26 protein-coding genes are annotated in these 23,842 nt (G+C 70.0%); 14 read left to right on the top strand and 12 right to left on the bottom strand.

Translation table 11 applies throughout. From position 1 onward, the window contains the following. The first annotated feature begins 79 nt into the window (after positions 1–79). The 5 genes from EV375_RS03400 (at position 80) to EV375_RS03380 (ending at position 6,554) form a co-directional block, all read left to right on the top strand. Entirely contained in the window at positions 80–1,372 is a 1,293-nt protein-coding gene (locus tag EV375_RS03400; protein ID WP_130298128.1) for an FAD-dependent oxidoreductase, read from the top strand. Positions 1,373–1,476: 104 nt separating this feature from the next. Next, positions 1,477–3,195 carry a dihydroxy-acid dehydratase gene (gene ilvD / locus EV375_RS03395; RefSeq protein WP_130298127.1) on the top strand — a complete coding sequence of 573 codons (1,719 nt, stop codon included), beginning with the start codon at positions 1,477–1,479 and terminating at the stop codon, positions 3,193–3,195. Further along, entirely contained in the window at positions 3,195–4,472 is a 1,278-nt protein-coding gene (locus tag EV375_RS03390; protein WP_130298126.1) for an aconitase X catalytic domain-containing protein, read from the top strand. The genes ilvD and EV375_RS03390 overlap by 1 nt, the downstream gene beginning before the upstream one ends. After that, on the top strand, positions 4,469–5,011 hold the full coding sequence (locus EV375_RS03385; protein ID WP_207227972.1) for an aconitase X swivel domain-containing protein: 543 nt from the start codon (positions 4,469–4,471) through the stop codon (positions 5,009–5,011). Before EV375_RS03390 ends, EV375_RS03385 begins: the two co-directional genes overlap by 4 nt. Before the next feature lie 13 nt (positions 5,012–5,024). Continuing rightward, positions 5,025–6,554: an MFS transporter gene (locus EV375_RS03380; protein ID WP_130298125.1), complete on the top strand. Its 1,530-nt coding sequence runs from the start codon at positions 5,025–5,027 to the stop codon at positions 6,552–6,554. Positions 6,555–6,805: 251 nt separating this feature from the next. Here the strand turns inward: EV375_RS03380 and EV375_RS03375 are convergent, their stop codons facing one another. The 3 genes from EV375_RS03375 to EV375_RS03365 form a co-directional block, all read right to left on the bottom strand. Next, entirely contained in the window at positions 6,806–7,192 is a 387-nt protein-coding gene (locus EV375_RS03375) for a MazG-like family protein (protein ID WP_486588249.1), read from the bottom strand. Positions 7,193–7,300: 108 nt separating this feature from the next. After that, positions 7,301–7,771, bottom strand: a complete 471-nt coding sequence (locus EV375_RS03370; RefSeq protein ID WP_130298124.1) for a VOC family protein — start codon at positions 7,769–7,771, stop codon at positions 7,301–7,303. A gap of 252 nt (positions 7,772–8,023) precedes the next feature. Beyond that, positions 8,024–8,227, bottom strand: a complete 204-nt coding sequence (locus EV375_RS03365) for a hypothetical protein (protein WP_130298123.1) — start codon at positions 8,225–8,227, stop codon at positions 8,024–8,026. A gap of 230 nt (positions 8,228–8,457) precedes the next feature. Between EV375_RS03365 and EV375_RS03360 the strand changes: the two genes are divergently transcribed. Together EV375_RS03360 and EV375_RS03355 are read left to right on the top strand one after the other, a co-directional pair. Then, positions 8,458–9,219, top strand: a complete 762-nt coding sequence (locus EV375_RS03360; protein WP_486588248.1) for a lysoplasmalogenase — start codon at positions 8,458–8,460, stop codon at positions 9,217–9,219. Positions 9,220–9,385: 166 nt separating this feature from the next. Continuing rightward, complete coding sequence (locus EV375_RS03355) at positions 9,386–10,267, top strand: Scr1 family TA system antitoxin-like transcriptional regulator (protein WP_130298122.1); 882 nt, start codon at positions 9,386–9,388, stop codon at positions 10,265–10,267. A 127-nt stretch (positions 10,268–10,394) separates the two neighbouring features. On the opposite strand, the gene EV375_RS03350 is transcribed toward EV375_RS03355, so the two are convergent. Continuing rightward, positions 10,395–11,102, bottom strand: coding sequence for a GntR family transcriptional regulator (locus tag EV375_RS03350; RefSeq protein ID WP_130298121.1), 708 nt, complete (start codon positions 11,100–11,102; stop codon positions 10,395–10,397). A gap of 149 nt (positions 11,103–11,251) precedes the next feature. Here EV375_RS03350 and EV375_RS03345 point away from each other — a divergent pair, with 149 nt between their 5' ends. Together EV375_RS03345 and EV375_RS03340 are read left to right on the top strand one after the other, a co-directional pair. Next, positions 11,252–12,712: an Nramp family divalent metal transporter gene (locus tag EV375_RS03345; RefSeq protein WP_130298120.1), complete on the top strand. Its 1,461-nt coding sequence runs from the start codon at positions 11,252–11,254 to the stop codon at positions 12,710–12,712. After that, a complete protein-coding gene (locus tag EV375_RS03340; protein ID WP_130298119.1) occupies positions 12,712–13,149 on the top strand; it encodes a hypothetical protein in 438 nt (145 codons plus the stop codon). Before EV375_RS03345 ends, EV375_RS03340 begins: the two co-directional genes overlap by 1 nt. 114 nt (positions 13,150–13,263) lie before the next feature. Here the strand turns inward: EV375_RS03340 and rpmF are convergent, their stop codons facing one another. From rpmF to rpmB, 3 genes are all read right to left on the bottom strand, one after another. After that, positions 13,264–13,434 (bottom strand): 50S ribosomal protein L32, encoded by a 171-nt coding sequence (gene rpmF, locus EV375_RS03335; RefSeq protein ID WP_130298118.1) that lies wholly within the window; start codon positions 13,432–13,434, stop codon positions 13,264–13,266. 141 nt (positions 13,435–13,575) lie between these two features. Further along, on the bottom strand, positions 13,576–13,881 hold the full coding sequence (rpsN, locus tag EV375_RS03330; protein WP_130298117.1) for a 30S ribosomal protein S14: 306 nt from the start codon (positions 13,879–13,881) through the stop codon (positions 13,576–13,578). Beyond that, positions 13,881–14,117: a 50S ribosomal protein L28 gene (rpmB, locus tag EV375_RS03325; RefSeq protein ID WP_130298116.1), complete on the bottom strand. Its 237-nt coding sequence runs from the start codon at positions 14,115–14,117 to the stop codon at positions 13,881–13,883. The genes rpsN and rpmB overlap by 1 nt, the downstream gene beginning before the upstream one ends. A 68-nt stretch (positions 14,118–14,185) precedes the next feature. On the opposite strand from rpmB, the gene rpmG reads away from it, so the two are divergent. Genes rpmG through rpsR form a run of 4 tightly spaced genes read left to right on the top strand, consistent with a single transcriptional unit; the run spans position 14,186 to position 16,081 of the window. Further along, positions 14,186–14,350, top strand: a complete 165-nt coding sequence (gene rpmG, locus EV375_RS03320; RefSeq protein ID WP_055488288.1) for a 50S ribosomal protein L33 — start codon at positions 14,186–14,188, stop codon at positions 14,348–14,350. 37 nt (positions 14,351–14,387) lie between these two features. Then, positions 14,388–14,642 (top strand): type B 50S ribosomal protein L31, encoded by a 255-nt coding sequence (locus tag EV375_RS03315; protein WP_130298115.1) that lies wholly within the window; start codon positions 14,388–14,390, stop codon positions 14,640–14,642. Further along, on the top strand, positions 14,642–15,793 hold the full coding sequence (locus EV375_RS03310) for a GTP-binding protein (protein WP_130298114.1): 1,152 nt from the start codon (positions 14,642–14,644) through the stop codon (positions 15,791–15,793). The genes EV375_RS03315 and EV375_RS03310 overlap by 1 nt, the downstream gene beginning before the upstream one ends. Before the next feature lie 51 nt (positions 15,794–15,844). After that, entirely contained in the window at positions 15,845–16,081 is a 237-nt protein-coding gene (rpsR, locus tag EV375_RS03305) for a 30S ribosomal protein S18 (protein ID WP_130298113.1), read from the top strand. A 1,516-nt stretch (positions 16,082–17,597) separates the two neighbouring features. On the opposite strand, the gene EV375_RS03290 is transcribed toward rpsR, so the two are convergent. From EV375_RS03290 to EV375_RS03280, 3 genes are all read right to left on the bottom strand, one after another. Next, positions 17,598–18,560 carry an electron transfer flavoprotein subunit alpha/FixB family protein gene (locus EV375_RS03290; RefSeq protein WP_130298112.1) on the bottom strand — a complete coding sequence of 321 codons (963 nt, stop codon included), beginning with the start codon at positions 18,558–18,560 and terminating at the stop codon, positions 17,598–17,600. Positions 18,561–18,637: 77 nt separating this feature from the next. Then, positions 18,638–19,432: an electron transfer flavoprotein subunit beta/FixA family protein gene (locus EV375_RS03285; protein ID WP_130298111.1), complete on the bottom strand. Its 795-nt coding sequence runs from the start codon at positions 19,430–19,432 to the stop codon at positions 18,638–18,640. Between the two features lie 71 nt (positions 19,433–19,503). Beyond that, entirely contained in the window at positions 19,504–20,670 is a 1,167-nt protein-coding gene (locus tag EV375_RS03280; protein WP_207227971.1) for an acyl-CoA dehydrogenase family protein, read from the bottom strand. Between the two features lie 359 nt (positions 20,671–21,029). On the opposite strand from EV375_RS03280, the gene EV375_RS29010 reads away from it, so the two are divergent. Then, on the top strand, positions 21,030–21,191 hold the full coding sequence (locus EV375_RS29010; RefSeq protein ID WP_165434671.1) for a hypothetical protein: 162 nt from the start codon (positions 21,030–21,032) through the stop codon (positions 21,189–21,191). A 265-nt stretch (positions 21,192–21,456) separates the two neighbouring features. On the opposite strand, the gene EV375_RS03275 is transcribed toward EV375_RS29010, so the two are convergent. Together EV375_RS03275 and EV375_RS03270 are read right to left on the bottom strand one after the other, a co-directional pair. After that, complete coding sequence (locus EV375_RS03275) at positions 21,457–22,443, bottom strand: 2-hydroxyacid dehydrogenase (protein WP_130298109.1); 987 nt, start codon at positions 22,441–22,443, stop codon at positions 21,457–21,459. Next, on the bottom strand, positions 22,440–23,783 hold the full coding sequence (locus tag EV375_RS03270) for an FGGY family carbohydrate kinase (protein ID WP_486588688.1): 1,344 nt from the start codon (positions 23,781–23,783) through the stop codon (positions 22,440–22,442). The genes EV375_RS03275 and EV375_RS03270 overlap by 4 nt, the downstream gene beginning before the upstream one ends. Positions 23,784–23,842: the final 59 nt, after the last annotated feature.

Below are 23,842 nucleotides of genomic sequence, written 5' to 3'. Positions count from 1 at the left end.
GTGACCTCCCTAACCTGCCCGCGACGCCGCGTTCACGCCGCACCCGACAGTGCCGCCGCAGCTCGCCAAGGGAGGCCGCATGCCCCACGCGCTGACCGAACTCACCCTGCACACCGTCACCAAGGCGCCGGACCCGGTTGCTCACGCCCTGGACGCGGACGTGTGCATCGTGGGGGCCGGCGTCTCCGGAGTGTCCGCCGCGATCGAGTCGGCCCAGCTGGGGCGGGATGTCGTGATGGTCGACAGCCTGCCGGTGCTGGGCGGCCAGATGGTCAACTCCCTCATCGGCCTCTTCTGCGGCGTCTTCGGCAACGCACCCGGATACCGGCAGCTCACACACGGCATCTTCGACGACGTCTTCGCCGCTCTCGGGGCGAGCGACGACCTCCACTTCAACAAGGGACACACCATCACCGTCAGTTATGACGAAGTGGTCCTCGGCCGTTGGGTGGAGCGCAGAATCCGCGAACTGGGCATCCGCGTCGTGCTCGGCGCCTCGATCACCGGCGTCGAACGCGACGGCCGCCGCATCGGGGCCGTCACCTTCGCGACCCGCTTCGGCGACGTACGCGTCCAGGCGGGCGGCTTCGTCGACGCCAGCGGAGACGCGGCCCTCGCCTGGGAGGCGGGACTGCCCTGCCGCGTCCCGGAGAGGACCATCTACGGGTCGCAGCAGATCGTGCTGGAGCACCTCGACGAGACCCACCAGCCCGGACGCGAGGAACTCGCCGAGCACGTCGCCCGCAAGGCCGGCGAGTACGGGCTGCTGCGCCGCGACGGCCTCGCCTTCTTCTTCCCCGGCAGGAACACGGCCGTGATGAACATGACCCACATCGAGGCGCCGCTCGATCCCGTTCGCGCCGCACGGGCCCAGCTCGAAGGACGCGAACAGGCGGACCTTGTCGTGGAGTTCCTGCGCGCGGAGTACCCCAAGGCGTTCGGGCGGGCACGGGTGCGCTCCTACGGGCTGCCCGGCCGCCGGCAGACCCGCTGGATCAAGGGAGTTCACGCCCTCGGCCTCGACGAAGTCCGCTCCGGCACCCGTTTCCACGACGCCGTGGCCCGTACGGCGTGGCCGGTCGAACTGCACGACCGTCCCGAAGGCTACGTGTGGGAGATGTTCGACGCCGACCACGTGCACTACGTGCCGCTGCGCTCGATGCTCTCCCCGCAGGCGGACAACCTCGTCGCGGCGGGACGCTGCGCCGACGGGGACGCCGCGGCCCTCTCCAGCGTCCGCGTCATGGGCCCGTGCGCCGCCATGGGCGCCGGCGCCGCCCACGCCCTCGACCTCGCGGGAGGTGACGGCAGCGTGCACGACATCGACATCCCCGTGCTCCGCGAACGGCTCGCAGCCAACCTCGACGACTGACGAGGCCGGGCGCGAAGAACAGCCGCCCGCGGGCCCGCAGGCAGGAACGCGGCCACGACGCGAGCGGTCAAGGAGCAGACCGGAAGCGGGAAGAGGAGGAGAGCATGACGGAACTGCGCAGCAACTACCGGCCCGGCACATCTCCCTGGGCCGTACGCCGGGCGCAGTGGCGCGCCCTTGGACTCACCGACGAGGACATGGCCAAGCCGAAGATCGCGATCGTCAACTCCTCGTCCTCACTGGCCACTTGCTACAGCCACCTGGACGGTGTCGCGCAGGCCGCGAGGGAGGCGGTCGCGGAGGCGGGCGGCCTCGGCTTCGAGATCCGCACCGTCGCACCCAGCGACTTCATCCACAGCGCGGGAGGCCGCGGCGGCTACATCCTCTCCTCCCGTGACCTGATCAGCCACGACATCGAGGCCGCCGTGGAGGGGGCACAGCTGGACGGAATGATCTGTCTGGCCTCGTGCGACAAGACCGCCCCCGGCCAGCTGATGGCCGCCGCCCGCATCAACCTGCCCACGGTCATGGTCGGTTGCGGCTACCAGGCGTGCGGCACCTTCGAGGGCAAGCACTGCGACATCGAGGACGTCTTCCTCGGCGCCGGTCACCACGCCCAGGGGCGGATCTCGCTGGAGGAGCTGACCGGCATGAGCGAGAACGCCGTGGCGGGCCCCGGCGTGTGCGCCGGCATGGGCACCGCCAACTCGATGCACATGGCGTGCGAAGCCCTCGGCATGACTCTGCCCGGATCCACGCCCGTCCTCGCCGACAGTCCGAAGATGTGGGAGGACGTACGGGCCGCCGCACGCCGTGCGGTCTCGCTCGTCCACGAGGACCTGCGCCCGCGGGATCTGCTCACACCGCAGGCGTTCGAGAACGCCGTGACGCTCATGCTCTCGCTCAGCGCCTCGGTCAATTCGGTGAAGCATCTCCAGGCGATAGCCGAGGAGGCCGAGTCCGGCGTCGACGTGTACGGGCTGTACGAGCAACTCGCCGACGACGTACCGCTGCTGGCGGCCGTACGCCCCAACGGCCCCGACTCCATCGAGGAGTTCGACGCCGCAGGCGGAGCCGCCACCGTGATGCGCAGCCTCGGCGGGCTGCTGCACACCGAGGCGAGGACGGTCACCGGCCGCACTCTCGGTGAGAACCTGGAGGCGGCGCAGCCCTCCGACGGACGGGTGATACGCACCGCCGACAGGCCGCTCGGCCGGCATCCCACCATCGTCCTCGTGCGTGGCAGCCTCGCCCCGGCGACCGGCATCGTCAAGCTCTCGGTCGACGAGCGGCGCGAGACGTCGTTCACGGGGCCGGCCAGGGTCTACGAGGACCCGTACTCGGCCCTCGACGGCCTGCGCGACGGCGAGGTCGAGGCCGGGGACGTGCTCGTACTGCGCGGACTCGGCCCCAAGGGCACGCCCGGCATGGGCATGGCCTCCAGGCCCGTCTTCGCCCTGGACGGCGCCGGGCTGACCGGTCGGGTCGCCGTGGTCACCGACGGACAGCTCTCCGGACTCGTCAACAAGGGAGTCGTCGTCGGCGAGGTCTCGCCTGAGGCCGCGGACGGCGGGCCGCTGGCTCTTGTCCGGGACGGCGACACCATCTCGATCGACCTCACCTCGCGCCGCGCCGACCTCCTCGTGCCGGACGGTGAACTCGACCGGCGCAGACAGGAGTTGGCCGAGCCGCCGGAACCGGAGGCGTCCGGGGCCCCGGGCGGTCCCGCGTCCCGGGGCTGGCTCTCGGTCTACCGGCGCACCGTCCGCCCGCTCCAGGAGGGTGCGGTCCTCTCACCCCGCGCGCAAGGAGACCGCCGCTGATGCTGCTCACCGACTCCGACAAGGCGATGCTCGACGGCGCCGAGGGCCCCGCCGCAGCGGCGGCCATGGACCTCCTCGTCCGCTACGGCCGCGCGCTCGACGCCGAGAGGCTGTGCGACGTGCGCAACGTCGCCGGAACGATGACGCAGCCCTCGCCCGTCAAGGCGCAACTGGTGCGCGAAGGCGGCTGGGACAAGGCGTACGCCGTGATCAACCTCGACAGCGACGAGGAACTGGAGATCCCGGCCATGCGCGTCCCGACCTGTCAGCTCCAGCAGTCCTTCGGCCCGGACTCCGAGGGCATCGCCCCGTACCCGAAGGAAATGATCGAGCTGCAGAGCGACGCCGAATCCTTCTACGGGCGCAAGGGCGTCAACATCCTCGCCACGTGCACGCCTTACCAGGTGGGCAACATCCCCGTCCGCGGAGAGCACGTCGCGTGGATGGAGTCCTCCGCCGTGGTGTACGCCAACTCCGTACTCGGCGCCCGCACGAACTGCGAGGGCACCGCCTCCACGGGAGCCGCGTCACTGACCGGCCGCATCCCCTGCTGGGGCAACCATCACGAGGCCAACCGCCGCGGCACCCACCTCGTCGAGGCACGCACACCCGTGGACGGACCGCTGGAGTGGGGCATGCTCGGGTACTTCGCCGGCGGCCTCGTCCAGGACGAACGTCCCGTCGTCACAGGTGAGTTGAGGCAACCCGACCTGCTCGACCTGAAGCACTTCGGTGCGGCCGCGGCCTCGTCCGGGGGAGTGGAGATCTACCACCTGCCCGGCATCACACCCGAAGCCCCCACCGTGCAGGCCGCTTTCGGCACCGGTCCGCCCGAGGCGGTGCCGTACGGGCAGCGCGAACGCCGCGCCGTCTACGACGACCTGAACTCCCAGGGCGACCGCACCGACGTCGACTTCGTCCTGCTCGGCTGCCCGCACGCCTCCCTGGACCAGGTGCGCGAGACGGCGCACCTCCTCGAAGGGCGCCGTCTGCACTCCGGGACGCAGCTGTGGCTGATGGTGCCCCGCGCGCTGCGCACCACCGCCGACCGCAACGGATGGACCGGAACCATCGAACGAGCGGGAGGCAGGGTGCTCACCGACTCCTGCCCCGCCATGTCCCGCTCCGCGCCGCCCGGCACCAGGGTCTTCGCCACCGACTCGGCGAAGCAGGCGCACTACCTGCCCGCGATCCTCGGCATCGAGGCGTGGTTCGGCACGCTCCAGGACTGCGTCTCGGCCGCGGTCACCGGACGCTGGAAAGGAGAACTGCGGTGAAACCCCGTCACTCCTCCGCCCTTCCGCCGTCCCGCGCGACCCCCGGCAGCCGCCCCCTCACCGGCGGTGCCGGGCCCGGGACCGCGGACTCCGCGGCGGGCGGAGAGATCCGCGCCCCCCTGGAGCTGCGCGGCAGGACGGTCGTGCCCGGCACGGCGGAAGGAGAGGCGCTCGTCTCCCCGGAGACGATCTCCGGCTGGGGCGGCATCGACCCGGCCCGCGGCGTGATCATCGAACGCCGTCACCCGCTTCACGGACAGTCCTTCGCTGGCAAGGTGCTCGTTTTCCCCGGCGCCAAGGGCTCCTCCGGCTGGGCCGGCTTCTTCCAGTCCACGCGGCTGCTCGGCACCGCACCGCTCGCGATGATCTACGTCACCACCACAACCAAGGCCGCCCTCGGGGCGGTTGTCACCCGGGTCCCCACCATCACCGGGCTGGACCAGGACCCGCTCACCGTGATCCGTACCGGTGACCGTGTCCGGGTCGACGCCGACGCCGACAACGGCTTCATCCGCGTGTATCCCGCGCCCCCTCAATGACGAGGAGCTTCCCATGTCATCCGCACAGCCGTCCCCGGACGGACCCCCGGCACCGCCCGTCGTCGAACTCGCCCCGCTCATCGAGAAGCAGCAGAGCCGCAGGGCCTGGTACCGGGTCTTCGCCGTCTGCTGTCTGATCACCTTCCTCGACGGCTTCGACTTCCAGATCCTCTCCTTCACCGCCACCTACCTGAAGGGCGACTTCGGCCTCAGCGACACCCAACTGGGCACGCTCGGCACGGTCGGTCTCTTCGGAACGCTCGTGGGCGGCCTGTGCATGGGCTACCTGGGCGACCGCCTGGGCCGCAAACCCTCGATCGTGGTGTGCGTCGCCGGCTTCGGCGTCTTCATGACGGCCTTCGCCCTCGCGGAAACCTACGAGCACCTGTTCGTGCTGCGCTTCGTCTCGGGCTTCTTCCTGGGCGGGGTGCTCCCGCTGTCCTGGGCGCTGACCGCGGAGTACGCGCCCAGGAAGGTCCGCGTCACCGCGATCTCCGTGATCATGGTCGGCTACACACTGGGCGGCGCGGCGGGCGGGCCCATATCCAACCTGCTGGTGCCGGACTACGGCTGGACCTCGGTCTTCGTCGCGGGCGGTGTCTGTTCGCTGCTCGCGCTCGTGCCGGTGATGATCTTCCTCCCCGAATCCGTGAAGTTCCTCGCTCAGCGGGGCCGTCCGGACGCGGACCGGCGCATCGCGGCGATACTCACCCGGCTGTGGCCCGGCCACGCCGTCGCACCCGGAACGCGCTTCGTCGCCGGCGACCCCCAACCGCCCGCCGCCGAGAAGAAGTTCACGCCCGTCACGCTCTTCCGGGGCTCACTCGCCCGCATCACTCCGCTGCTGTGGATCGTGTACGTGTGCTCGTCCGCGCTGATCTACTTCATGGTCTTCTGGACGCCGATGATCAACGAGCGGATGGGCTTCAGCGTCAGCAACGCCGCCCTCATCGCCGCCGCGGCGAGCGTCGCCGGCGCATGCGCGCAGCTCGCGATCAGCCGGTTCGTGGACCGCAGGGGCGTGGGCAGCATCCTGTGGATGCCGCTGATGGCGACGGCCGCGATGCTGATGCTCGGCCTCGGCGCACCGGGGCCCGTGCTGTACGTGTGCGTCGTCATCTCCGCGAAGATGTTCGTCAACGGCGGCCATGGCGGCATCACGAGCATCGCCGGCACCTTCTATCCCACGGCGATCCGAGCCAACGGCGCAGCGTGGGCGTCATCCGTCGCCAAGGTCGGTGCCATGGTCGGCCCCTGGCTCGGTGGTGTGCTGCTCGACGCGGGCCTGGGCACGTCCGGTGCCTTCACCACCTTCGCGCTGTGCCCCGCCGTCATGGTCGTCGTCCTCTTCGTCATGGGACGCGCCCAGAGGTCGCTCTCTCCGGACACGGAGGGTGCGCTGGCGTCCGCTGCCGCGGAGGCCGACGCGGACGCGGCGGGCCGGGCGGCAGGAACACCGGAAGCCGCCCCTGCTGCGAGGGTGCTGCCGGGCGAACCCCGCGACGCGGTGCACGGCGGGCCGGAGCGGGAGCCGCAGCCCTGACCCCCCGGCCCTCCCGTCCTCCGTTCAGGTGCGGTGGCCCCCGCCGTTCCCGCGGCCCGGGCGACTTCCTCAAGTGCCGTGCGCCCCCGGGGAGTTCGGGGCCGGGTGCGCCACGGTGACCCCGCCGGGCGGGGGCGCAACCGCTGGGCCGGACGTGGAGGTGGCCGTGCCCTGCGCCCGCACCCTGCGTCCGTGCGCTCCGCCCGGCGCTCTCCCCGCGCGTCCATTCCGCCGGCCCCGCCGCACCCGCCTCACCCCAGGGCCTGCTCCGGGGGACGAGGCTGCTTCGGTCCCGGGCCGGACGGCGCCGGTTGCCGCGGCTCACGCGGGGAGCGGGAGCGCCGCGCCACCTCGCGGATCCGCGCGTCGAGGGCGGCGGCCGGGTCGCCGGTGAAGCGGTGCAGGGCGACAGCGGCGGTCAGGATGACGTCGCACAGCTCGGCGGCCACGTCCTCGGAGGTGTGCGTGCGGCCCTTGCGGGGGTTCTGGCCCGTCGCGCCGATGTACGCCTGCATCACCTCGCCGGACTCCTCGGCGAGCTTCATCAGCCGCATCGCCGTCTCCTGCTCGCCTTCGCCGTTGGCCGCGTCGAGCCACTCCACAAGACCCCGGATCGTCGCCCACTGATCAGGCGTCATCGCTCGCTCCTTCCGTGGGCGGCGCCCGTGCCGCCTGACGAGTGCGGCATCACCCCGGCAGCGCACGGGTGCGGCACGCCGCCCGTGCCACACCCGTCGAACCGCCGCTCACTGTCTGCCCGCGTCCTCCAGCGCCTGCACATCGAGCTTCCTCATGCCCAACATGGCCTTCATGACCCGCGCCGACCTGGCCGGATCGGGGTCCCTCAGCAGCTCGGTCAGAACCCGGGGGACGATCTGCCACGACAGGCCGTACTTGTCCTTCAGCCAGCCGCACGGTCCTTCCTCGCCGCCCTCGCCGAGCTTGGCCCAGTACATGTCGACCTCGGCCTGGTCGGCGCAGTCCACGTAGAGGGAGACGGCCTCGTTGAAGGTGAACTCCGGGCCGCCGTTGAGAGCGGTGAAGCGCTGCCCGGCGAGCTCGAACGCGATCGTCATGACGGTTCCCGACTCGCCCGGCCCCGCCTCCCCGTAACGCTGCACGTCGATCACCCGGGAGTCGGGGAAGACCGACGTGTAGTGCTCCACGGCCTCTTCGGCCTGGTCGTCGAACCAGAGGAATGTGGTGATCTTCTGCATGGCTGTTCCGTCCTCCTCGGCCACGGTGGGCGCGGTTGCCGTTGCATGGACCGACCGCCGGCGGATGCCGGAGTCATCGCGTGCGGTCGGTCGCGTTCTGACGGGGTGTGATGCGGAGAGCCGCGGGCGGCGGCGGTGATTCGGAAGGTGCTTCAGGGCCGGCTGCGCTTCAGGGCCGGCTGCGCTTCGAGGCCGCGCCGTAGCAGGCCGGTCCTGCTCGGCCTCCGCACGTCTCCGGCCCCGCAGAGATCCTCAGCCCCACTCGTCGGGGCCGCCTCCGCGCCACTCGATGAGGTTCGGATCGTCGAGCTGGATCTCGTCCTCGCTCAGACCCGCGTAGCGCAGGAACTCGCTGACGTCCTCCGGGCGGAAGGCGACACCCAGCTGCTCGGCGTGCGCGGTGACCCGGCGGCCGCCTCCGGCGGCGGGTGGATGAACGACGATCGGGGGCGTCATACGGTCTTCTCCAGCCGGTCGAGGACGACTTCGCAGCAGCGCTGCGCAGCCGTGGGGGAGCAGTGCGGTCGTGCGGCCGTTCCGGCCCTCACAGACGAACGGTAGGAACGCTCCGATCCGACCGGGTCGCGCCACTCGCCCGCTTCGGCCGAATGCGCCGCAGGTGCGCACCACCGGCCGCGCTCCTGCCCTGTTGACCGGCCGTACGGGCGCCGACAAGACTGCCCGGCATGATGATCACAGGACGTTCGGCCCGGCACGGAATCCGAAGAGCCGTCTCACGAACGGCGGCGTGGGCCACGCGGCCCGACGGGAAGGGCCGCGGGGCGCTCGTCGCCTTCGGGGCGCTGGCCGCGGCGGACCTGGCAGCCGTCGCCGGTGACCGCACGCGAGGGCCGAGCCGCGCCGCCAAGCCGCTGCTGATGCCCGCCCTCGCCTCGTACGTCCTGCGCCGCCGCCCCGACCCGCGGACACCCGCACCCGCTCCGCTCGTCGCCGGCCTCGCCTGCTCCACCGCCGGGGACACCGCGCTCCTCCTCGACGAGCACGAACCTGCGTTCCTCCTGGGCATGGCCGCCTTCCTCGGCACCCAGATCAGTTACACCACGGGCTACGCCCGCATGGGCGCCCTGCGTTCGCTGCGGAACAGGCCCTGGCAGGCAGTCGGGTGCTTCGCCGGCTGGGCCGCGGTGAACGCCGTCCTCGCACCCTCGCTGGAGAAGCGGCTTCGGCTGCCTGTGGCGGGTTACAGCCTCGCGCTGACGGTGATGGGCGTCGCCGGGCTCGGAGTCGGAGGCCGGGTGGGCGCCGGTGCCGTGGCGTTCGTCGGCTCGGACCTGCTGATCGGACTTCAGGCGGCGGGCCGCAAGGTGCCCTCGCAGGAGCTGCTGATCATGGCCGGCTACATCCTCGGGCAGTACCTGATCACCACCGGCTGGCTCGACCGCCTGGACGCCTACGGGCCACCCCGGCACACCGCACTGCCCGCATGAGCCCCGGTCCGTCCGATTCCGGGCGTGCTTGACCCTTCAATGACCGAGCTGTCTCCTGATATTTTCAACTCGACGGCATCGAGGTGAAGTTCACAAGGTCAACAACTGTGCGCCGTCCAACTGAGGTGCATCCGCACACAGTTCGCACCCAGTCAGGAGGTCCGGCGTGAGCAGCCCGCTGCCGAGCGGCCAGAGCGCGCCCACGGTGCTGCGCATCGTCCTGGGGCGGAGGCTGCGTGAACTGCGCGAGGAGCGCGGGCTCGGCCTGTCCGACGCGGCCCGCGTCCTGGACGTCAACCAGCTGACGGTGCGCCGCCTGGAGAGCGGCCAGGTGGGCTTCAAACTGCCGTACGTCAGGGCGCTGCTGGATCTGTACGAGGTCTCCGCCGCGGAGGCCGACGAGTTCACGGTGCTGACCGAGCAGGCCAACCGGCCCGGGTGGTGGCACTCCTTCCGCGAGGCACTTCCGGACTGGTTCCGCGCATACGTCAGCCTGGAGACCTCCGCACAGGTGCTGCGCGTGTACGAACCGCACTACGTGACCGGGCTGTTGCAGACCCGCGAATACGCCCGCGCCGTCATCCGCGCCGGATTCCCCGACGCGCCGGAGGAGGCCCTCGAACAGCGCGTCGATCTCAGGCTGCGCCGCCAGAACCTTCTCGACTCCCCGGACGCCCCGGCCCTGTGGGTCGTGATGGAGGAGACGGCTCTGCGCCGCGAAGTCGGCGGTCACAGGGTGATGCGGGGCCAGATCGGCAGGCTCATCGAGGCGCTCGACCACCCGAGGATCACCCTGCGGGTTCTGCCACTCGCCGCCGGCGCGCACTCCGGCGCCGGCAGCCACTTCACGTACTTCCGTTTCCAGGAGCCTGAGTTGCAGGACATCGTGTACACCGAGGTGGGGCTCACCAGTGCGCTCTACCACGACCAGCGCCGCGAGGTCGTACCGCACCTGGAGACGCACACCCGCATCTCACAGCTCGCCGCGAAGTACATCCCCGACGTCCGCACCTATCTGAGGGAACTGCGCGAGGAGTACGGCAGCTGAGATCCCTCCTCTTCTTCATACAAGGAAAGTCCCACGACCGCCGGGCCGGTGCGGAGGCGGTCAACGGGCCGGCGCAGCGGGGGCGTTGAGACGGGGGTCGGTGAAAGAGGGCCGGCAGGCGGGGACATCATCCGGTCGTCTCCGTGACCGGCCGCAGCCGCTCGTAGTACGCCGTCTCAAGGTGGGTGCGCATCGCCGCCTCGGCGGCCCCGGGGTCTGCGGCCAGGACGGCGTCCGTGATCGCGCGGTGCTCCTCCAGCGTCCGCTGCCCTATCCCGCGGTCGTAGTGGAGCCGGAAGATATGCAGGTGGCAGTGCGTGCGCTCGAACGCCAGCCGCACCTGAGCGCTTCCGGCGAGTTCCGCGACGAGCACATGGAAGCGGGTGTCATGTGCCGCCAGCGCCTTGTACGCCTCGTACGTCGCCTCGCTGGGAGCCTGGCACGCGGCCATCTCGCTCCGCAGCCTCTCGCGCCCCCGCTCGTCCGCGTTCTCGGCGGCGCGTGCCGCCGCCCACGGCTCGATGAGCAGCCGGAACCGGTAGAGGTCCGCGAGCTGTTCACGGTCGAGCAGGGGGGTGGTCCGGTAGCCCCGCAGCGGTTCCTTGACGACGAGTTCCGCCGTCTCCAGACGGGCCAGCGCCTCCCGCACCGGAGTCGGGGAGACGCCGAGCTGGCGGGCGAGGCCGTCGATGGAGACCCGTGCGCCCGGAGCGATGGCGTGATCCATGATCAGTGCCTTGATCGCTTCGTGGACGTCGTCGGTGAGCATCTGACGGCGCGGCAGCGGTGCCGCGGAATCCGTGCCTTGCGCCGTTCTCGCAGGTGGCCGGCCCATGGTGGCTCCCCCTGGGTTTCCTTGGAGGGGTCGTGGTGTGACGGAAAGAGAGCGGTCCACTCCCTTGACGCCGCACTGACCCGCTCGAATAATCGTCGACCAGTCAAACGTATCCTATAGGATATACGAAGCCGATCGTCTGGACTGACATGGCCACAGAAGAAATCGGTCGTCACGCAGACTCCACCCTGCGTATCCCGGAACCACCGACGGAGCTGCGACGGGGGCGCTTCAGCGTCGCCACGGTCCTCAAGTTCTTCGGACCGGGCGCGATCATCGCCTCGCTCACCATCGGGAGCGGCGAATCCATCCTCGCCTCACGTGAAGGGGCGGTCTTCGGCTACACCGTGCTGTGGGCGGTGGTCGTCGGCACGGTGGCCAAGGGCGCTCTCGTCTACGCCTCCAACCGGCACATCACGCTCACCGGCGAACATCCCATGATGCGTCTGGCCAAGGTGCTGCCCGGGCCGCGCGGATGGTTCCCGGTCCTGCTGGCGCTGATCTGTCTGGCGTCCTTCCCGGGCTGGGCGAGCGGTGTGGCCGTGGCGCTCGGCGACTTCCTCGAATCGCAAGGGGCCGGCAACGCCACCGCCTACGCCGTCGGAGTCCTCCTCTTCGCCGGTGTCCTCTCGTGGGTCGGGGGGTACACACTGCTGGAGCGGGTGCAGGTCGCCATCGCGGGACTGATGGTCGTCCTCGTCCTCGTCGCCGTCTTCGTCGCGCAGCCCGAATGGCTCGGCGTGCTGCGCGGACTCGTCCCCGGCAGCTTCGACTACGCGCCCTTCGTCGCGGAGAAGTACCCCGAGATCACCAGCACTTCGGTCTGGGTCGAACTCGTGGTCTTCATGGGCGGCCTCGGCGGCGGCATGTACGACTACATCGGCTACACGGGCATGCTGCGCGAGAAGAAGTGGGGAATGCTCGGGCACGACGAGATCGACGCGATCGGCCGGCGGCTGGCCGGCATGGAGGCGCGCGAGACGATCCCGCTGTCCACCGCCCCGGACGACGTGACGAAGGCCCGTGCGTGGAGCCGCGCCCCGCTCTTCGACATGATGGCGGCCTTCATCGCCCTGGCGATCATCGCCGCGGCGTTCATGATCAACGGCGCGGCGATACTCGGCGAGAAGCACCTGGTGCCCGAGGGCAACGACGTGCTCACGTACCAGTCGCAGTTCCTCGCCTCGGTGGCCCGGATATTCGAGTCCTTCTACATCGTCGCCATCGTGACGGTGCTCTTCGGCACCGTCTACGCCGTGTGGGAGGCGTATTCGTGGACGACGTACGAGAGCCTGGCGGCCGTCTCGGAGAAGGTGCGTCTGCGGGGGCAGCGCGGGATCAGGCCCTTCGTCTACGCGTGGACCGGCATCGGCGCCCTGCTGATGATCGCCACCGGGGCGAGCTTCCTGGCGCTGATCACCCCCGCGTCGATCGTGGGCGGTGTCTTCGCGTGCGGCATCTACGGCGCGGGACTCCTCTACGTCGACAAGGTCAACCTGCCCGCCGAGTACCGGATGAGTGCCCTGGTGCGCCGGCTGGTGGCGCTCGGGTCGGTGTTCCTCACGGTGTGCGGCGTCGTGGCGATGCTCGCGTACGTGGAGGTCATCTGATGAACCGGCCTCTGAAATGGCGCTACTTGGTGATCGGTCTCGGCTTCGTCGGGCTCGCGGGTGTCAGGGCGTCCCAGGACGCCCCGGTGTGGGCCGCGGTGTTCGCCACGGCCGCGGCCGTGAACTTCTGGCTGGGCGTACACGAAGGACGGGCGCGGTCCGCCTCGACGGGCGCCGCTGCGAGCCGGGCTGCTGCGCCGTCCGGGCCCGGCCCCGACCGCGCCGAGGTGGAGCGTTCCCTGGAGGGGTACCGCACCTCGGCTCGGCAGTGGCAGGTTCTCGGCGCCGTGGGCGTGGTTGTCGGCGGCGCGCTGCTGATGGTCCAGCCCCCGCTCGCCCTGTTCGCCTGCGCCGCCGCACTCTTCTCGCTGTACCGGGCCCGCCGGGCGGGGCGTGCGGTCTCCACGCTGACAAGGGCAGGACTGGCGCAGCACTGACCCTTGTCGGGGTGAGGCCCCGCCGTACAGGCGAATTCCCGGGGACCCGGCGGGTCTTGCCCCCGGTCGCGGAGGAGCCTGCGCCGGCTCCTCCGCGAACCGGGACCGCCCGGCTCAGCCCTCGGGGCGCAGGAGTCCGCGCGCGTACGCCTTGGCAAGCCGCTGCGGCACGAGACGGACGGACCCGTCGACGGCGACCGGCACGAGCTGAGGCGTGGAAGCCTTCCACTGAGCGCGCCGGTGACGGGTGTTGCTGCGGGACATCTTCCGCTTGGGGACAGCCATGAAGGTTCTCCTCGGGTGTTCGGGTCAGTCGGGCGGATTGCGGCTACGCACGGGCTCATCGACGGCGGGCAGGTTCCGGGGTGTTCCGCTGCCGGTCGCGCTGCCGGCGGGTGCGGATCGAACGCCTCACCGAGCCGGGCGTCACCAGGAGGACTTGGTCACTCCCGGCAGGTGTCCCTTGTGCGCGAGCTGCCGGACGCGCACGCGCGAGAGCCCGAACTTCCGCAGATGCCCGCGCGGGCGGCCGTCGACGGCGTCGCGGTTGCGTACCCTCGTGGCGCTGGCGTCGCGGGGCTGACGGCGCAGCTCACGCAGGGCGGCCTCTCTTTCAGCCTCCGTGGAGGCGGGACGGCGGAGGATGTCCTTCAACTCCGCCCGGCGGGCTGCGTACCGCTCCACCACGGCCTTCCGCTTCTCGTTCTTGGCGATCTTGCTCTTCTTCGCCATCAGACCTTTCCTCCCCGGGCGCGGATTCGGGCGACTGCCCCCTCGATGCCGATTGCGTCGACCGTTTTGATCCCCTTCGTGCTGAGGGTGAGCCGCACGTGGCGGCCCTCGCTCGGCAGCCAGTAGCGCTTGCGCTGGATGTTGGGGTCGAAGCGCCGGCGGGAGCGGCGGTGCGAGTGGGACACGGTGTTGCCGAAGCGGGGCTCGGCGCCTGTCAGTTGGCAGCGGGCGGACACGGGTGACCTGCCTCTCGAAGCGCGTGAAGCGTTTTGTTAATGGGAACCATTTTCATATAGTACCAGTCATGGCTCGCAACGAACTCCGCCCGATCGTGAAGCTCCGCTCCACGGCCGGCACCGGCTACACCTACGTGACCCGCAAGAACCGCCGGAACGACCCCGACCGCCTGACCCTGCGCAAGTACGACCCCGTGGCCCGCCGCCACGTCGACTTCCGCGAAACCCGCTGAGATCCCATCCAGCCGACCCCACGCAGAGGAGACCGCAATGAAGCACGGCATCCACCCCGCTTACGGCCCCGTCGTCTTCCGGGACAAGGCGGCGGGATTCGCCTTCCTCACCCGCTCGACCGCCACCAGCGACACGACGGTCGACTGGGAGGACGGCAACAGCTACCCCGTCATCGACGTCGAGATCTCCTCCCGGAGCCACCCCTTCTACACCGGCACGGCCCGCGTACTGGACACAGCCGGACGGGTCGAGCGCTTCGAGCGCCGCTACGGCCGCCGTGAGGTCCGCTGATGCAGAGGCAGCCGAGACTTCCCGTGGTCATCGTGTGCGGTCTGCACTCCGAGGCCCGTACCGAGGTGGTGCAGCGTCTGCTGCGGACCGTGCCCGGCAGCGTCGCGCTGCACCACGATCACTCGACGGCCTCGCGGGGAACGGTGCGGCGCACCATACGCAGTGCGACCGGTGAACTGCACGCAGGAGACGTCCCGTTGGTCAACGACTGCGCGTGCTGCGCCCTGCGCGAGGACCTGATGCCGGAACTGGAGAGGCTGGCCGCGGACGGCATGACCCGGCTCGCCGTCGTGGAACTGTGGGATTCGGTGGAGCCCAAGGCGATGGCCGAGGTCGTGGCCGCGCACGGCGAAGAGACCGTCCTCACCGGTGTGTTCACAGCAGTCGACCCGGCTCTGGTCCTGCCCTGCCTCGGCAACGGCGACGACCTGGCCGACGCCGGCCTCGCGGCGGCTCCCACCGACCAGCGGACCGTCGCCGACACCTTCGCCCGGCAGCTGGAGTACGCCTCCGTCCTCGCCCTCGTCGACAGCGAGGACGCGGACGAGCAGGACGCCGCGCTGCTGAACCAGCTGCACCCCACGGCGCACCATGTTCACGCGGCCTCCGGCGAGCTGGCAGCCGCGGCCTTCGCCGGCTTCGACGTACGGGCCGCGGCCGCGGCGCAGGACGCCTCCTGCGCACTGCTGCCGCAGGAGGCGGACGAGTGCGGAGTGAGCACCTGCGTCTGGCACCGCGACCGTCCGTTCCACCCGGAACGGCTCTACCAGGCGCTGGAGGACCTGACATGCGTCGCGGCCCGCAGCCGAGGACGCTTCTGGCTCGCCGACCGCCCCGACACCCTGCTGGCATGGGACGCCGCCGGCGGCGCACTCAGCGTGGAGAGCGCCGGTCCCTGGCTGGCCGCCCTCCCGGACGCCGCGTGGGAGTTGGTCATGCCTGAGCGCAGAGCCGCCGCCGCACTCGACTGGCATCCCGAACACGGCGACCGGTGCCAGCACCTGGTCTTCACCTCACCGGACCTCGACCGCGACGGCATCGAGCAACTCCTCGAATCCTGCTTGCTGACCGACGCCGAGTACGCCGAAGGCCCTGACGCATGGCGGCAGTTGTCGTCCGGCTTCGCCCCGCTTCTCGACCGCGCGACCTGACGCCGCCGCAACCAGTCGACGCCCGTACCGCCGCACATCCTTGGAGACCCCGTGCCACGTCCCAACGCCTCCCGCAAACCCGCCAGGTCCCGCCGGAATCCCCTGGACCAGGCCGGCATCACCTACATCGACTACAAGGACACCGATCTCCTGCGGAAGTTCATCTCCGACAGGGGCAAGATCCGCAGCCGCCGCGTCACGCGCGTGTCCGCGCAGCAACAGCGGCAGCTGGCAAGGGCGATCAAGACCGCCCGCGAGATGGCGCTGCTGCCTTACGGCACCCGCTGAACACGCCGCCGCCGAGGGACGGTTCGGGCCCGTGCCTCGCGGCCACGTCCTCCCGGGCACGGCACCGAGGCCGGCCCCCGCGCCCGGGAGGACACGACGGCAGGGCGGCTCCTGTCCGGCGGCCGCTGCCCTGCTTCCCACGAGGAGATCCGCGAACGGCTCGCTCCAGCAGAACGCCGGAGGGCGTCCCGCAGGCGTGAGCCAGCCACTGGAAGGCTGACGGTCCTGACCGCCTCCCCGGGTGCCCGTACCGCGGCGGGAGGACCCTCACCGGTGGCGTGCGGGAACGGAAGACCGGGGGAGGGCAGCAGGTTGGTGCATGTGCGGAAAAGGCATGTGACCGGCCCAAGGGAACGGGCCCCGGCCGGCGATTCCGCCGTTGGCCGGGGCCCGTTCCGCTCATGTCTCACGGTGGGTTCTGTGTCGGGAGGGGGAATTGGACCGATACCCCACGGATCACGCCGGTCACGACGGAACTGGAATTGTCATACAGCTGAAACTGTGGTCGCTGCTGTGCGCATGATGCGGCTGCCGTCGGCGGATCGTTCCGAGCCGAGGCAATGCCCGTGAGGGCCAGTGCGGGTCAGCCACTCCTGTCAACTGGTGGAGCTCCGCTTCAACGTTTAGCGCATGCCACAGCACGGCATCGCTGACCTGACAAACATGCAGGTCAGATGGGGTCGGGTTCTCCGGACCTCGGCCCCAAGCTCTTGCCGTGCTGGCTCGGTGCTGGATAACCTGACACGTCGTCACCCCACGTCATCCGTTGGAATCCGGACCGTGCTGGATCAGAGCTGGATCGTTCCCCCAGGACGGAATGGATCTTGCCGTTCGCAATGACTGTCAATCGGCGAGGACGTGGCGAGCTTCGTCTCCTACTTGGCTGGCTCTGACTCCAACTACATGACCGGCCAATCCGTGCTCATCGATTGCGGAATGCTCTTTGTCTGAGCGGTAGCCGATGTTGAAAGTCGCGAACAGAGCTTGTCATTTGATGCGGCAAGCTCCGTTCGTATGAAATGTCTGACTGGGGACCACAAGCGGATCAAGTCAACGGCTGGCTCAGGCTCGGCCACCCCCCCCCGGGGGGGCGCGAAGGGGGGGCCGGGCTGCGGACCACGGCCGGGTCGAGGGGCTGCCGTTGCCGGGCCAGTTCCGTCTCGGCCTTCCTGGACTGGGCCACACGCCTCGCCCGACCCCGTCCCAGCCACCGGTGTGACGCTTGCTGAATTCCAGAGTCCGGTCGCTTCGCGGGCTCCGGCTCCGGTGCGTCGTTGGCTTCATCCTCTTCGCCGGAGCCGTCGGTGGGGGTCTTGACGGAGTCCCCAGTAGTGGTATGGGCCTTCGGGGCGTTGGTCCGCGGCCCGGAAGGCAGCGGCTTCCCCAGTCGCATGACGAAACGGTAGATCTGCGCGACTGCACATGTGATGAGGGCACACCGCCCACGGTGAGCACGAGCGTCACGACGATCGCCGTGTGAGTTGCATGGGTAATGCCTTCTCCCGATCTACGAGGCTTAGCTTTTGCGGGTGTTGACCTCTTCGGTCAGCTTGGGCACGACTTCGAAGAGGTCGCCGACGATGCCGTAGTCGACGAGGTCGAAGATCGGTGCCTCGGCGTCCTTGTTGATGGCGACGATGGTCTTGGACGTCTGCATGCCGGCCCGGTGCTGGATCGCGCCGGAGATACCGGTGGCGATGTACAGCTGCGGGGAGACCGTCTTGCCGGTCTGGCCGACCTGGTTGGAGTGCGGGTACCAGCCGGCGTCGACGGCGGCGCGGGAGGCGCCGACCGCCGCGCCGAGGGAGTCCGCCAGGGACTCGATGACGTGGAAGTTCTCCGCACCGTTCACGCCACGGCCGCCGGAGACGACGATCGCGGCCTCGGTCAGCTCCGGACGCCCGGTCGACTCACGGGGCGTGCGGGAGACGATCTTGGTGCCGGTCGCCGTCTCACCGAAGGACACCGAGAGCTGCTCGACCTCACCGGCGGCCGGCGCGGCCTCCGGGGAGGTGGAGTTGGGCTTGACCGTGATGACCGGAGTGCCCTTGCTGACACGGGACTTGGTGGTGAACGCCGCGGCGAAGACGGACTGCGAGGCCACCGGCCCCTCGTCGCCCGCCTCCAGGTCGACGGCGTCGGTGATGATCCCGGAGCCGATGCGCACCGCGAGGCGGGCGGCGATCTCCTTGCCCTCCGAGGACGAGGGGACGAGGACGGCGGCGGGCGAGACGGCGTCGTAGGCAGCCTTCAGCGCGTCGACCTTCGGCACGACGAGGTAGTCGGCGAACTCACCGCTGTCGGAGGCCAGTACCTTCACGGCTCCGTACTCGGCGAGCGTCTTCGCGGCCTCGTCGGCGCCCGCGCCGAGGTGCACGGCGACCGGGTCGCCGATGCGGCGGGCCAGAGTGAGCAGTTCGAGGGTCGGCTTGCGGACGGCACCGTCCACGTGGTCGACGTAGACAAGGACTTCAGCCATGGGGTTGCTCCTGCGGAAGAATGGGGCGGATGGTGCGGGCGGGCGTTCGCATCAGGTGCGTGTCGCTCGGGCGGGCCTCAGATGAACTTCTGGCCCGCGAGGTACTCGGCGAGCTGCTTGCCGCCCTCGCCCTCGTCGTTGACAACGGTGCCCGCGGTGCGCGGCGGACGCGGCGTGGCGTCGTCGACCTTCGTCCAGGCGCCCTCGAGTCCGACCTCGTCCGCCTCGATGTCCAGGTCGTCCAGGTCCAGGGACTCCACCGGCTTCTTCTTCGCCGCCATGATCCCCTTGAAGGACGGGTAACGAGCCTCGCCGGACTGGTCGGTGACCGAGACGAGAGCGGGCAGGGAGGCCTCGAGGTGCTCGGTCGCGGTGTCGCCGTCGCGCCGCCCGTTGACCTTGCCGTCGGTGACGGAGACCTCGGACAGCAGCGTCACCTGCGGCACGCCCAGGCGCTCGGCGAGGATCGCCGGAAGCACGCCCATGGTGCCGTCGGTGGAGGCCATGCCGCACATGACCAGGTCGTACCCGGTCTTCTCGATCGCCTTGGCCAGTACGGCGGATGTTCCGAGCGCGTCGGTGCCGTGCAGGTCGTCGTCCTCGACGTGGACGGCCTTGTCGGCACCCATGGACAGCGCCTTGCGCAGCGCGTCCTTCGCGTCCTCGGGTCCGACGGTCAGCACGGTGATCTCGGCCCCCTCGGAGGCATCGGCGTCCTCCGCGATCTGCAGCGCCTGCTCCACCGCGTACTCGTCCAGTTCCGAGAGCAGGCCGTCCACGGACTCGCGGTCGGTGGTCAGGTCCTCGGCGAAGTGCCGGTCGCCGGTGGCGTCGGGCACGTACTTCACACAGACAACGATCCTCAAGCTCACGCCGGTCATCCTTGCTCGCTAGTTGTCACGCGTTTCGAGATCAGGGGCGTGTTGGACGGACCCCGGTGGGCTCAGACCATGGCGTCGACGCCCGTGAGCGCACGGCCGATGATGAGCTTCTGCACCTGGCTGGTGCCCTCGTAGAGGGTGAGGACGCGGGCGTCGCGCAGGTACTTGCCGACCGGGTACTCGTCGATGAAGCCGTAACCGCCGAAGGCCTGCAGGCAGTTGTTGCTGACGCGGACGGCTGCCTCGCTGGCGTGGTACTTCGCCACGGATGCCTCGGTCGCGTACTCCTTAGGCGAGGCGCCGGCGTCGGCCATCCGCGCCACCTGGTGGGTGAGCAGCCGCGAGGCGCGCACGTCCACGGCGGAGTCGGCGAGCAGCTCCTGCACCAGCTGGAAAGAGGCGATCGACTTGCCGAACTGTTGCCGCTCACCCGCATAGCGCACGGCGGCGTCTAGCGCGGCCTGGGCCAGGCCGACGGAGCCCGCCGCCACCGATATGCGCCCCCGTGAGAGGGCTCCCAGGGCGATGCCCAGCCCGCGGTCGACGTCGCCGAGGCGGGCGGAGTCGGGCACCCGCACGCCGTCCAGGGCGAGTTCGGCGGTGGCCTGGCCGCGCAAGCCGAGCTTGCCGTGGATCTCCGTTGCGGTGAAGCCGGGAGTATCGGTGGGCACGAGGAAGGCGGTGATGCCGCGTTCACTTGTACGGGCGAAGGTAAGAGCCACGGACGCGACGGTGCCGTTGGTGATGAACATCTTGCTTCCGGCGAGCACCCAGTCGCCTCCGTCCCGCCGTGCGCGAGTGGTCAGCGCGCCAGCGTCGGAGCCGGTGCCGGGCTCGGTGAGCGCGAAGCAGCCCAGCGCCTCTCCGGCGGTCAGCCGCGGGATCCACTCGGCCTTTTGTGCGTCGGTGCCGTGGGCAGCGATGGACTTGGTGACCAGGCCGAGGGAGACGGAAACGATGCCGCGCACGGCAGAGTCCCCGCGCCCCAGTTCCTCGGTGACCAGGACGTAGCTGAGCATGTCGGCCTCGACACCGCCGTACTTCTCGGGCAGCGTCAGCCCGAGGAAGCCCAGCTCGCCCAGCTTCTTGGCCACGCCGGGGTCCACGCGCTCGGCGCGGTCCCACTCGCGGGCGTGCGGCACGATCTCCGAGTCGACGAAGTCGGCGGCCATGGCGCGGAAGTCGCGCTGAGTCTCAGTCAGGCCGAAATCTCGTGCGTACACTGTCATGCTCCTTGGCTTCGGGATGGTCGAGGAATTCGAGGCATCGGGCCAGCATTCGTCCCTGGTCATGGACCCGCGTTTCCAGTTGGCCTTCGCGGCTAGCAGTTGGGCGTCAGAACTCCTGAGAGGGAGAGACGGACCTCGTGGTGGAGGGACGTCACGACCGCCTTCCCCTCTCCATGCCTTGTTCACGGCTGGCGAGCAGATCTGTGGGCGCTGACATTCGTGTCGTACTGCTCACCGGTTGAACGATTGACCCCACCGTGACAGCACCCCATTGATACTGTCCAATACCGAACTACAGTCACATTGAGACAGTAGATTGATAGATCGCAGGAGGGGGCTGCGAGAGGCCGATAACGCTCATGGAACTGCGCCAGCTGGCAGCCTTCTTCACTGTGGCGGAGGAGCTGCACTTCGGCCGGGCCGCCAGGGGGTACCAGATGGCCCAGCAGCTCCTCCGCCACGGCTCCGACGGGACATTGTGGGCTTCGCTGGAACCTCCAGCCACGAGACGCCAGGGCTGACCGGGGCAGCCCGAACTTCCCAATCGGGCATTGCCTTGATCATTGAGGGCAAGATGTACGCAACCTCGCCCCAGGCGCGGATCGCAGACGTCTCACTTGGCCTCGGCTTCGTCCGCCTGACGGTCGCGCAGCCCGGCGTCGATCGCACCCTTTCCGGGCTTTCGGTGTGCGGGTGTCGGCGGCTGCGGCCGGGCTCGCGGACGCCGTCAACGGGTGCAGCCGTCCTGGACTCACGAAATGCGCGGGTAGCTGGAATTGGCCCGGCTCAATGAGCGGCGTGCATCGTGACCGGAGTCAGGGGGGCCCGGTCGCCCAGCACAGCTGCCGCGTTGGCAACGGCCAGGCCGCACATGCGTTGGCGTGTGGCCGCGCCTGCGCTGCCCAGATGGGGTGTGAGTACCACGTTGTCCTGTTCGAGAAGGGCCGGGTCGACGTTCGGCTCTTCCTCGAACACATCCAGTCCCGCAGCGGCGATGGTGCCGGCTCGCAGCGCGGCAGTCAGTGCTTGGTCGTCGACGATGCCGCCACGTGCGGTGTTCACGAGCACGGCCGACGGCTTCATGAGGGACAGGGCAGCGGTGTCGATCAGGTGGCGGGTCTCTGGCGTGAGTGGGCAATGCAGCGAGACAACGTCGCTGCGTTGCAAGAGCTCCGGCAGGGGCACGAACTCCGTCCCGTCCTCGGCAGCAGGCGCTGCCGGCTCCGCCCGTGGTGTGGCGATGACCGTCATGTCGAAAGCGCGGGCGCGCCGGGCCACTGCCCTGCCGATCCGGCCGTACCCGACGATGCCCAGTACCGCGCCGGCGCTGAGATCCAGCCCGAGCATCATTGTCGGCCCCCACACCCAGGGGGTCTTGGAGCGAAGTAGCCGGTCTCCTTCTCCCACGCGGCGGGCAGCGGCGAGGATCAGAGCCATCGTCAGATCGGCTGTCGCCCCGTCAAGTACTCCCGGCGTGTTGGTGACGACCACCCCGCGTGAGGTGGCTGCCGCGACGTCGATGTTGTCGTAGCCGACCGCGGTGTTCGCCACCACTCGCAGGTGCGGCCCGGCAGTGCCCAGAAACTCCTCGTCGATCTGCTCGGTAAGGGTGCAGACCACTGCTGCCGCCCCGGCGGCTGACCTGAGCAACTCCTCACGTTCCGGCGGTTCCTCGGCGCTGAGGACGGTCGGGAGGCCGATGTCCTGCACGGCCCGCATCGCGTCATCGGTCAGGGCACGGGCGACGTAGACATGTGGTGATGCCGCAGTCATACAGCGACGCCTTTCTGGTCTCCGGGCAGCGCAGCAGGGATGGGAAAGCGGCGGCCCACAACAGCGCTCCAGTGCTCTGCCCATACGGCCCAGCGGTCTGCGACCGCCGCTGACCATCCGGGCCGCGGCTCGATAAGACGGGAGTGCGGCACCGGCAGACGGCTGCCGTTCGTAGCCGTGACCGCTATCGCGGCGGCGCCCAGCGCCGACAGGTGTGATTCCTCTACCAGTTCGATGGGGCGGCCGAGCAGGTCCGCAGCCAGTGCCGGGTAGCCGGCGTCGGCCCCGGAGGCGCCGGCGAGCAGGATCGGGACATTCTGGCGTGCCGGTGTATCCAGTTCGAGGAGAATCCGCATCGCGAAGGCCACACCTTCCACGGCACCCCACGCGGCGGCCACCGGTGATGTGTCCGGCCCGTACCCGAGCAGCGCGGTGTGCGGACGGTCGAGCCAGAGTGGTCCGCGTTCCGGTGCCACGTGCGGGATGAAGTGCGGTGCGCCTCTGGTCTGTTCCTGCGTCGCTCCGCGAGCCGCGGCGATCATCTGGGACACGTCCTCGCCGAATCCCAGCTGCCGCGCCGCGGCCGAGAGAGCGTCGCCGCCGCCCAGGGCGGAATGCCGCGACCACCGGTCGGGACGTACGTCCGCGCGTTGCAGCGCGTCGGGGCGGTGGATCGGTGCCGAGGCGGCCCGGGTCAGCACATGGGTGGTGCCCAGGGTGTAGAGCGGGGGGTCGTCGTCGTTCGTACGGAGGTCCAGGAGGTGCGCTGCTGCTGCGGTGTCTGCTGCACCCACGATGACGGGGATGCCGGGCGGCAACCCCAGATCCGCCGCCGCGTCCGCGCGCAGGTGGCCCAGCTGCGACAGAGAGGGCCGCAGCGGAGGAAGCAGCCGGGGCTCCACCCCGACCTTCCGGGCCAGGTCTGGCAGCCAGGTTCCGGTGCTGCCGGCGGACGTTGTGAACAATCCGCTGTACGACGCCTGCGTCGGGTCGATGGCGTCGTGGCCGGTCAGTTGCCGGCCGAGCCATGTCCCGGTGAAGGCCAGCGTGTTGGCCCGCTCCGCTGCACTGGGTTCTTCGTCGAGGAAGACCTGCCAGGCCACGGCGAGCGCAGTGGAAGCCGAGGCGGTGTTGCCTACATGGTCTTCCTCTTCCTCTTCGGCCCGCACCCGGCGGTACTCCACGACCAGCGGCGGCAGCGCTGGGTGGCTCCAGGTGATGCCCGGAGCGAGTGCCTCCCCGTCCTCTCCGAGCAGCACAGCCACCGGGCAGTGCACAGAGAGGCCGATCGCGCAGACGTCGGCGGCTGCCCTGCCGAGTGCACGGCATGCCGTGCGCAGGCTGCGGCCCCAAGCCGCCGTGTCGACGAGGCCTCATCGACGCCGCGAACCTTATACGG

The sequence above is a fragment of the Streptomyces sp. CNZ301 genome (genome assembly GCF_004217425.1).
The sequence above is the reverse complement of the archived record's forward strand: the minus strand, read 5'-3'. Positions and strand labels throughout refer to the sequence as shown.

What these genes read in the sequence shown, in the direction of transcription:
- EV375_RS03400 (WP_130298128.1), top strand. Translation starts at nt 80, where the DNA reads ATGCCCCACGCGCTGACCGAACTCACCCTGCACACCGTCACCAAGGCG.
- ilvD (WP_130298127.1), top strand. Translation starts at nt 1,477, where the DNA reads ATGACGGAACTGCGCAGCAACTACCGGCCCGGCACATCTCCCTGGGCC.
- EV375_RS03390 (WP_130298126.1), top strand. Translation starts at nt 3,195, where the DNA reads ATGCTGCTCACCGACTCCGACAAGGCGATGCTCGACGGCGCCGAGGGC.
- EV375_RS03380 (WP_130298125.1), top strand. Translation starts at nt 5,025, where the DNA reads ATGTCATCCGCACAGCCGTCCCCGGACGGACCCCCGGCACCGCCCGTC.
- EV375_RS03375 (WP_486588249.1), bottom strand. Translation starts at nt 7,192, where the DNA reads ATGACGCCTGATCAGTGGGCGACGATCCGGGGTCTTGTGGAGTGGCTC.
- EV375_RS03370 (WP_130298124.1), bottom strand. Translation starts at nt 7,771, where the DNA reads ATGCAGAAGATCACCACATTCCTCTGGTTCGACGACCAGGCCGAAGAG.
- EV375_RS03365 (WP_130298123.1), bottom strand. Translation starts at nt 8,227, where the DNA reads ATGACGCCCCCGATCGTCGTTCATCCACCCGCCGCCGGAGGCGGCCGC.
- EV375_RS03360 (WP_486588248.1), top strand. Translation starts at nt 8,458, where the DNA reads ATGATGATCACAGGACGTTCGGCCCGGCACGGAATCCGAAGAGCCGTC.
- EV375_RS03350 (WP_130298121.1), bottom strand. Translation starts at nt 11,102, where the DNA reads ATGGGCCGGCCACCTGCGAGAACGGCGCAAGGCACGGATTCCGCGGCA.
- EV375_RS03345 (WP_130298120.1), top strand. Translation starts at nt 11,252, where the DNA reads ATGGCCACAGAAGAAATCGGTCGTCACGCAGACTCCACCCTGCGTATC.
- EV375_RS03340 (WP_130298119.1), top strand. Translation starts at nt 12,712, where the DNA reads ATGAACCGGCCTCTGAAATGGCGCTACTTGGTGATCGGTCTCGGCTTC.
- rpmF (WP_130298118.1), bottom strand. Translation starts at nt 13,434, where the DNA reads ATGGCTGTCCCCAAGCGGAAGATGTCCCGCAGCAACACCCGTCACCGG.
- rpsN (WP_130298117.1), bottom strand. Translation starts at nt 13,881, where the DNA reads ATGGCGAAGAAGAGCAAGATCGCCAAGAACGAGAAGCGGAAGGCCGTG.
- rpmG (WP_055488288.1), top strand. Translation starts at nt 14,186, where the DNA reads ATGGCTCGCAACGAACTCCGCCCGATCGTGAAGCTCCGCTCCACGGCC.
- EV375_RS03315 (WP_130298115.1), top strand. Translation starts at nt 14,388, where the DNA reads ATGAAGCACGGCATCCACCCCGCTTACGGCCCCGTCGTCTTCCGGGAC.
- EV375_RS03310 (WP_130298114.1), top strand. Translation starts at nt 14,642, where the DNA reads ATGCAGAGGCAGCCGAGACTTCCCGTGGTCATCGTGTGCGGTCTGCAC.
- EV375_RS03290 (WP_130298112.1), bottom strand. Translation starts at nt 18,560, where the DNA reads ATGGCTGAAGTCCTTGTCTACGTCGACCACGTGGACGGTGCCGTCCGC.
- EV375_RS03280 (WP_207227971.1), bottom strand. Translation starts at nt 20,670, where the DNA reads ATGACAGTGTACGCACGAGATTTCGGCCTGACTGAGACTCAGCGCGAC.
- EV375_RS29010 (WP_165434671.1), top strand. Translation starts at nt 21,030, where the DNA reads ATGGAACTGCGCCAGCTGGCAGCCTTCTTCACTGTGGCGGAGGAGCTG.
- EV375_RS03275 (WP_130298109.1), bottom strand. Translation starts at nt 22,443, where the DNA reads ATGACTGCGGCATCACCACATGTCTACGTCGCCCGTGCCCTGACCGAT.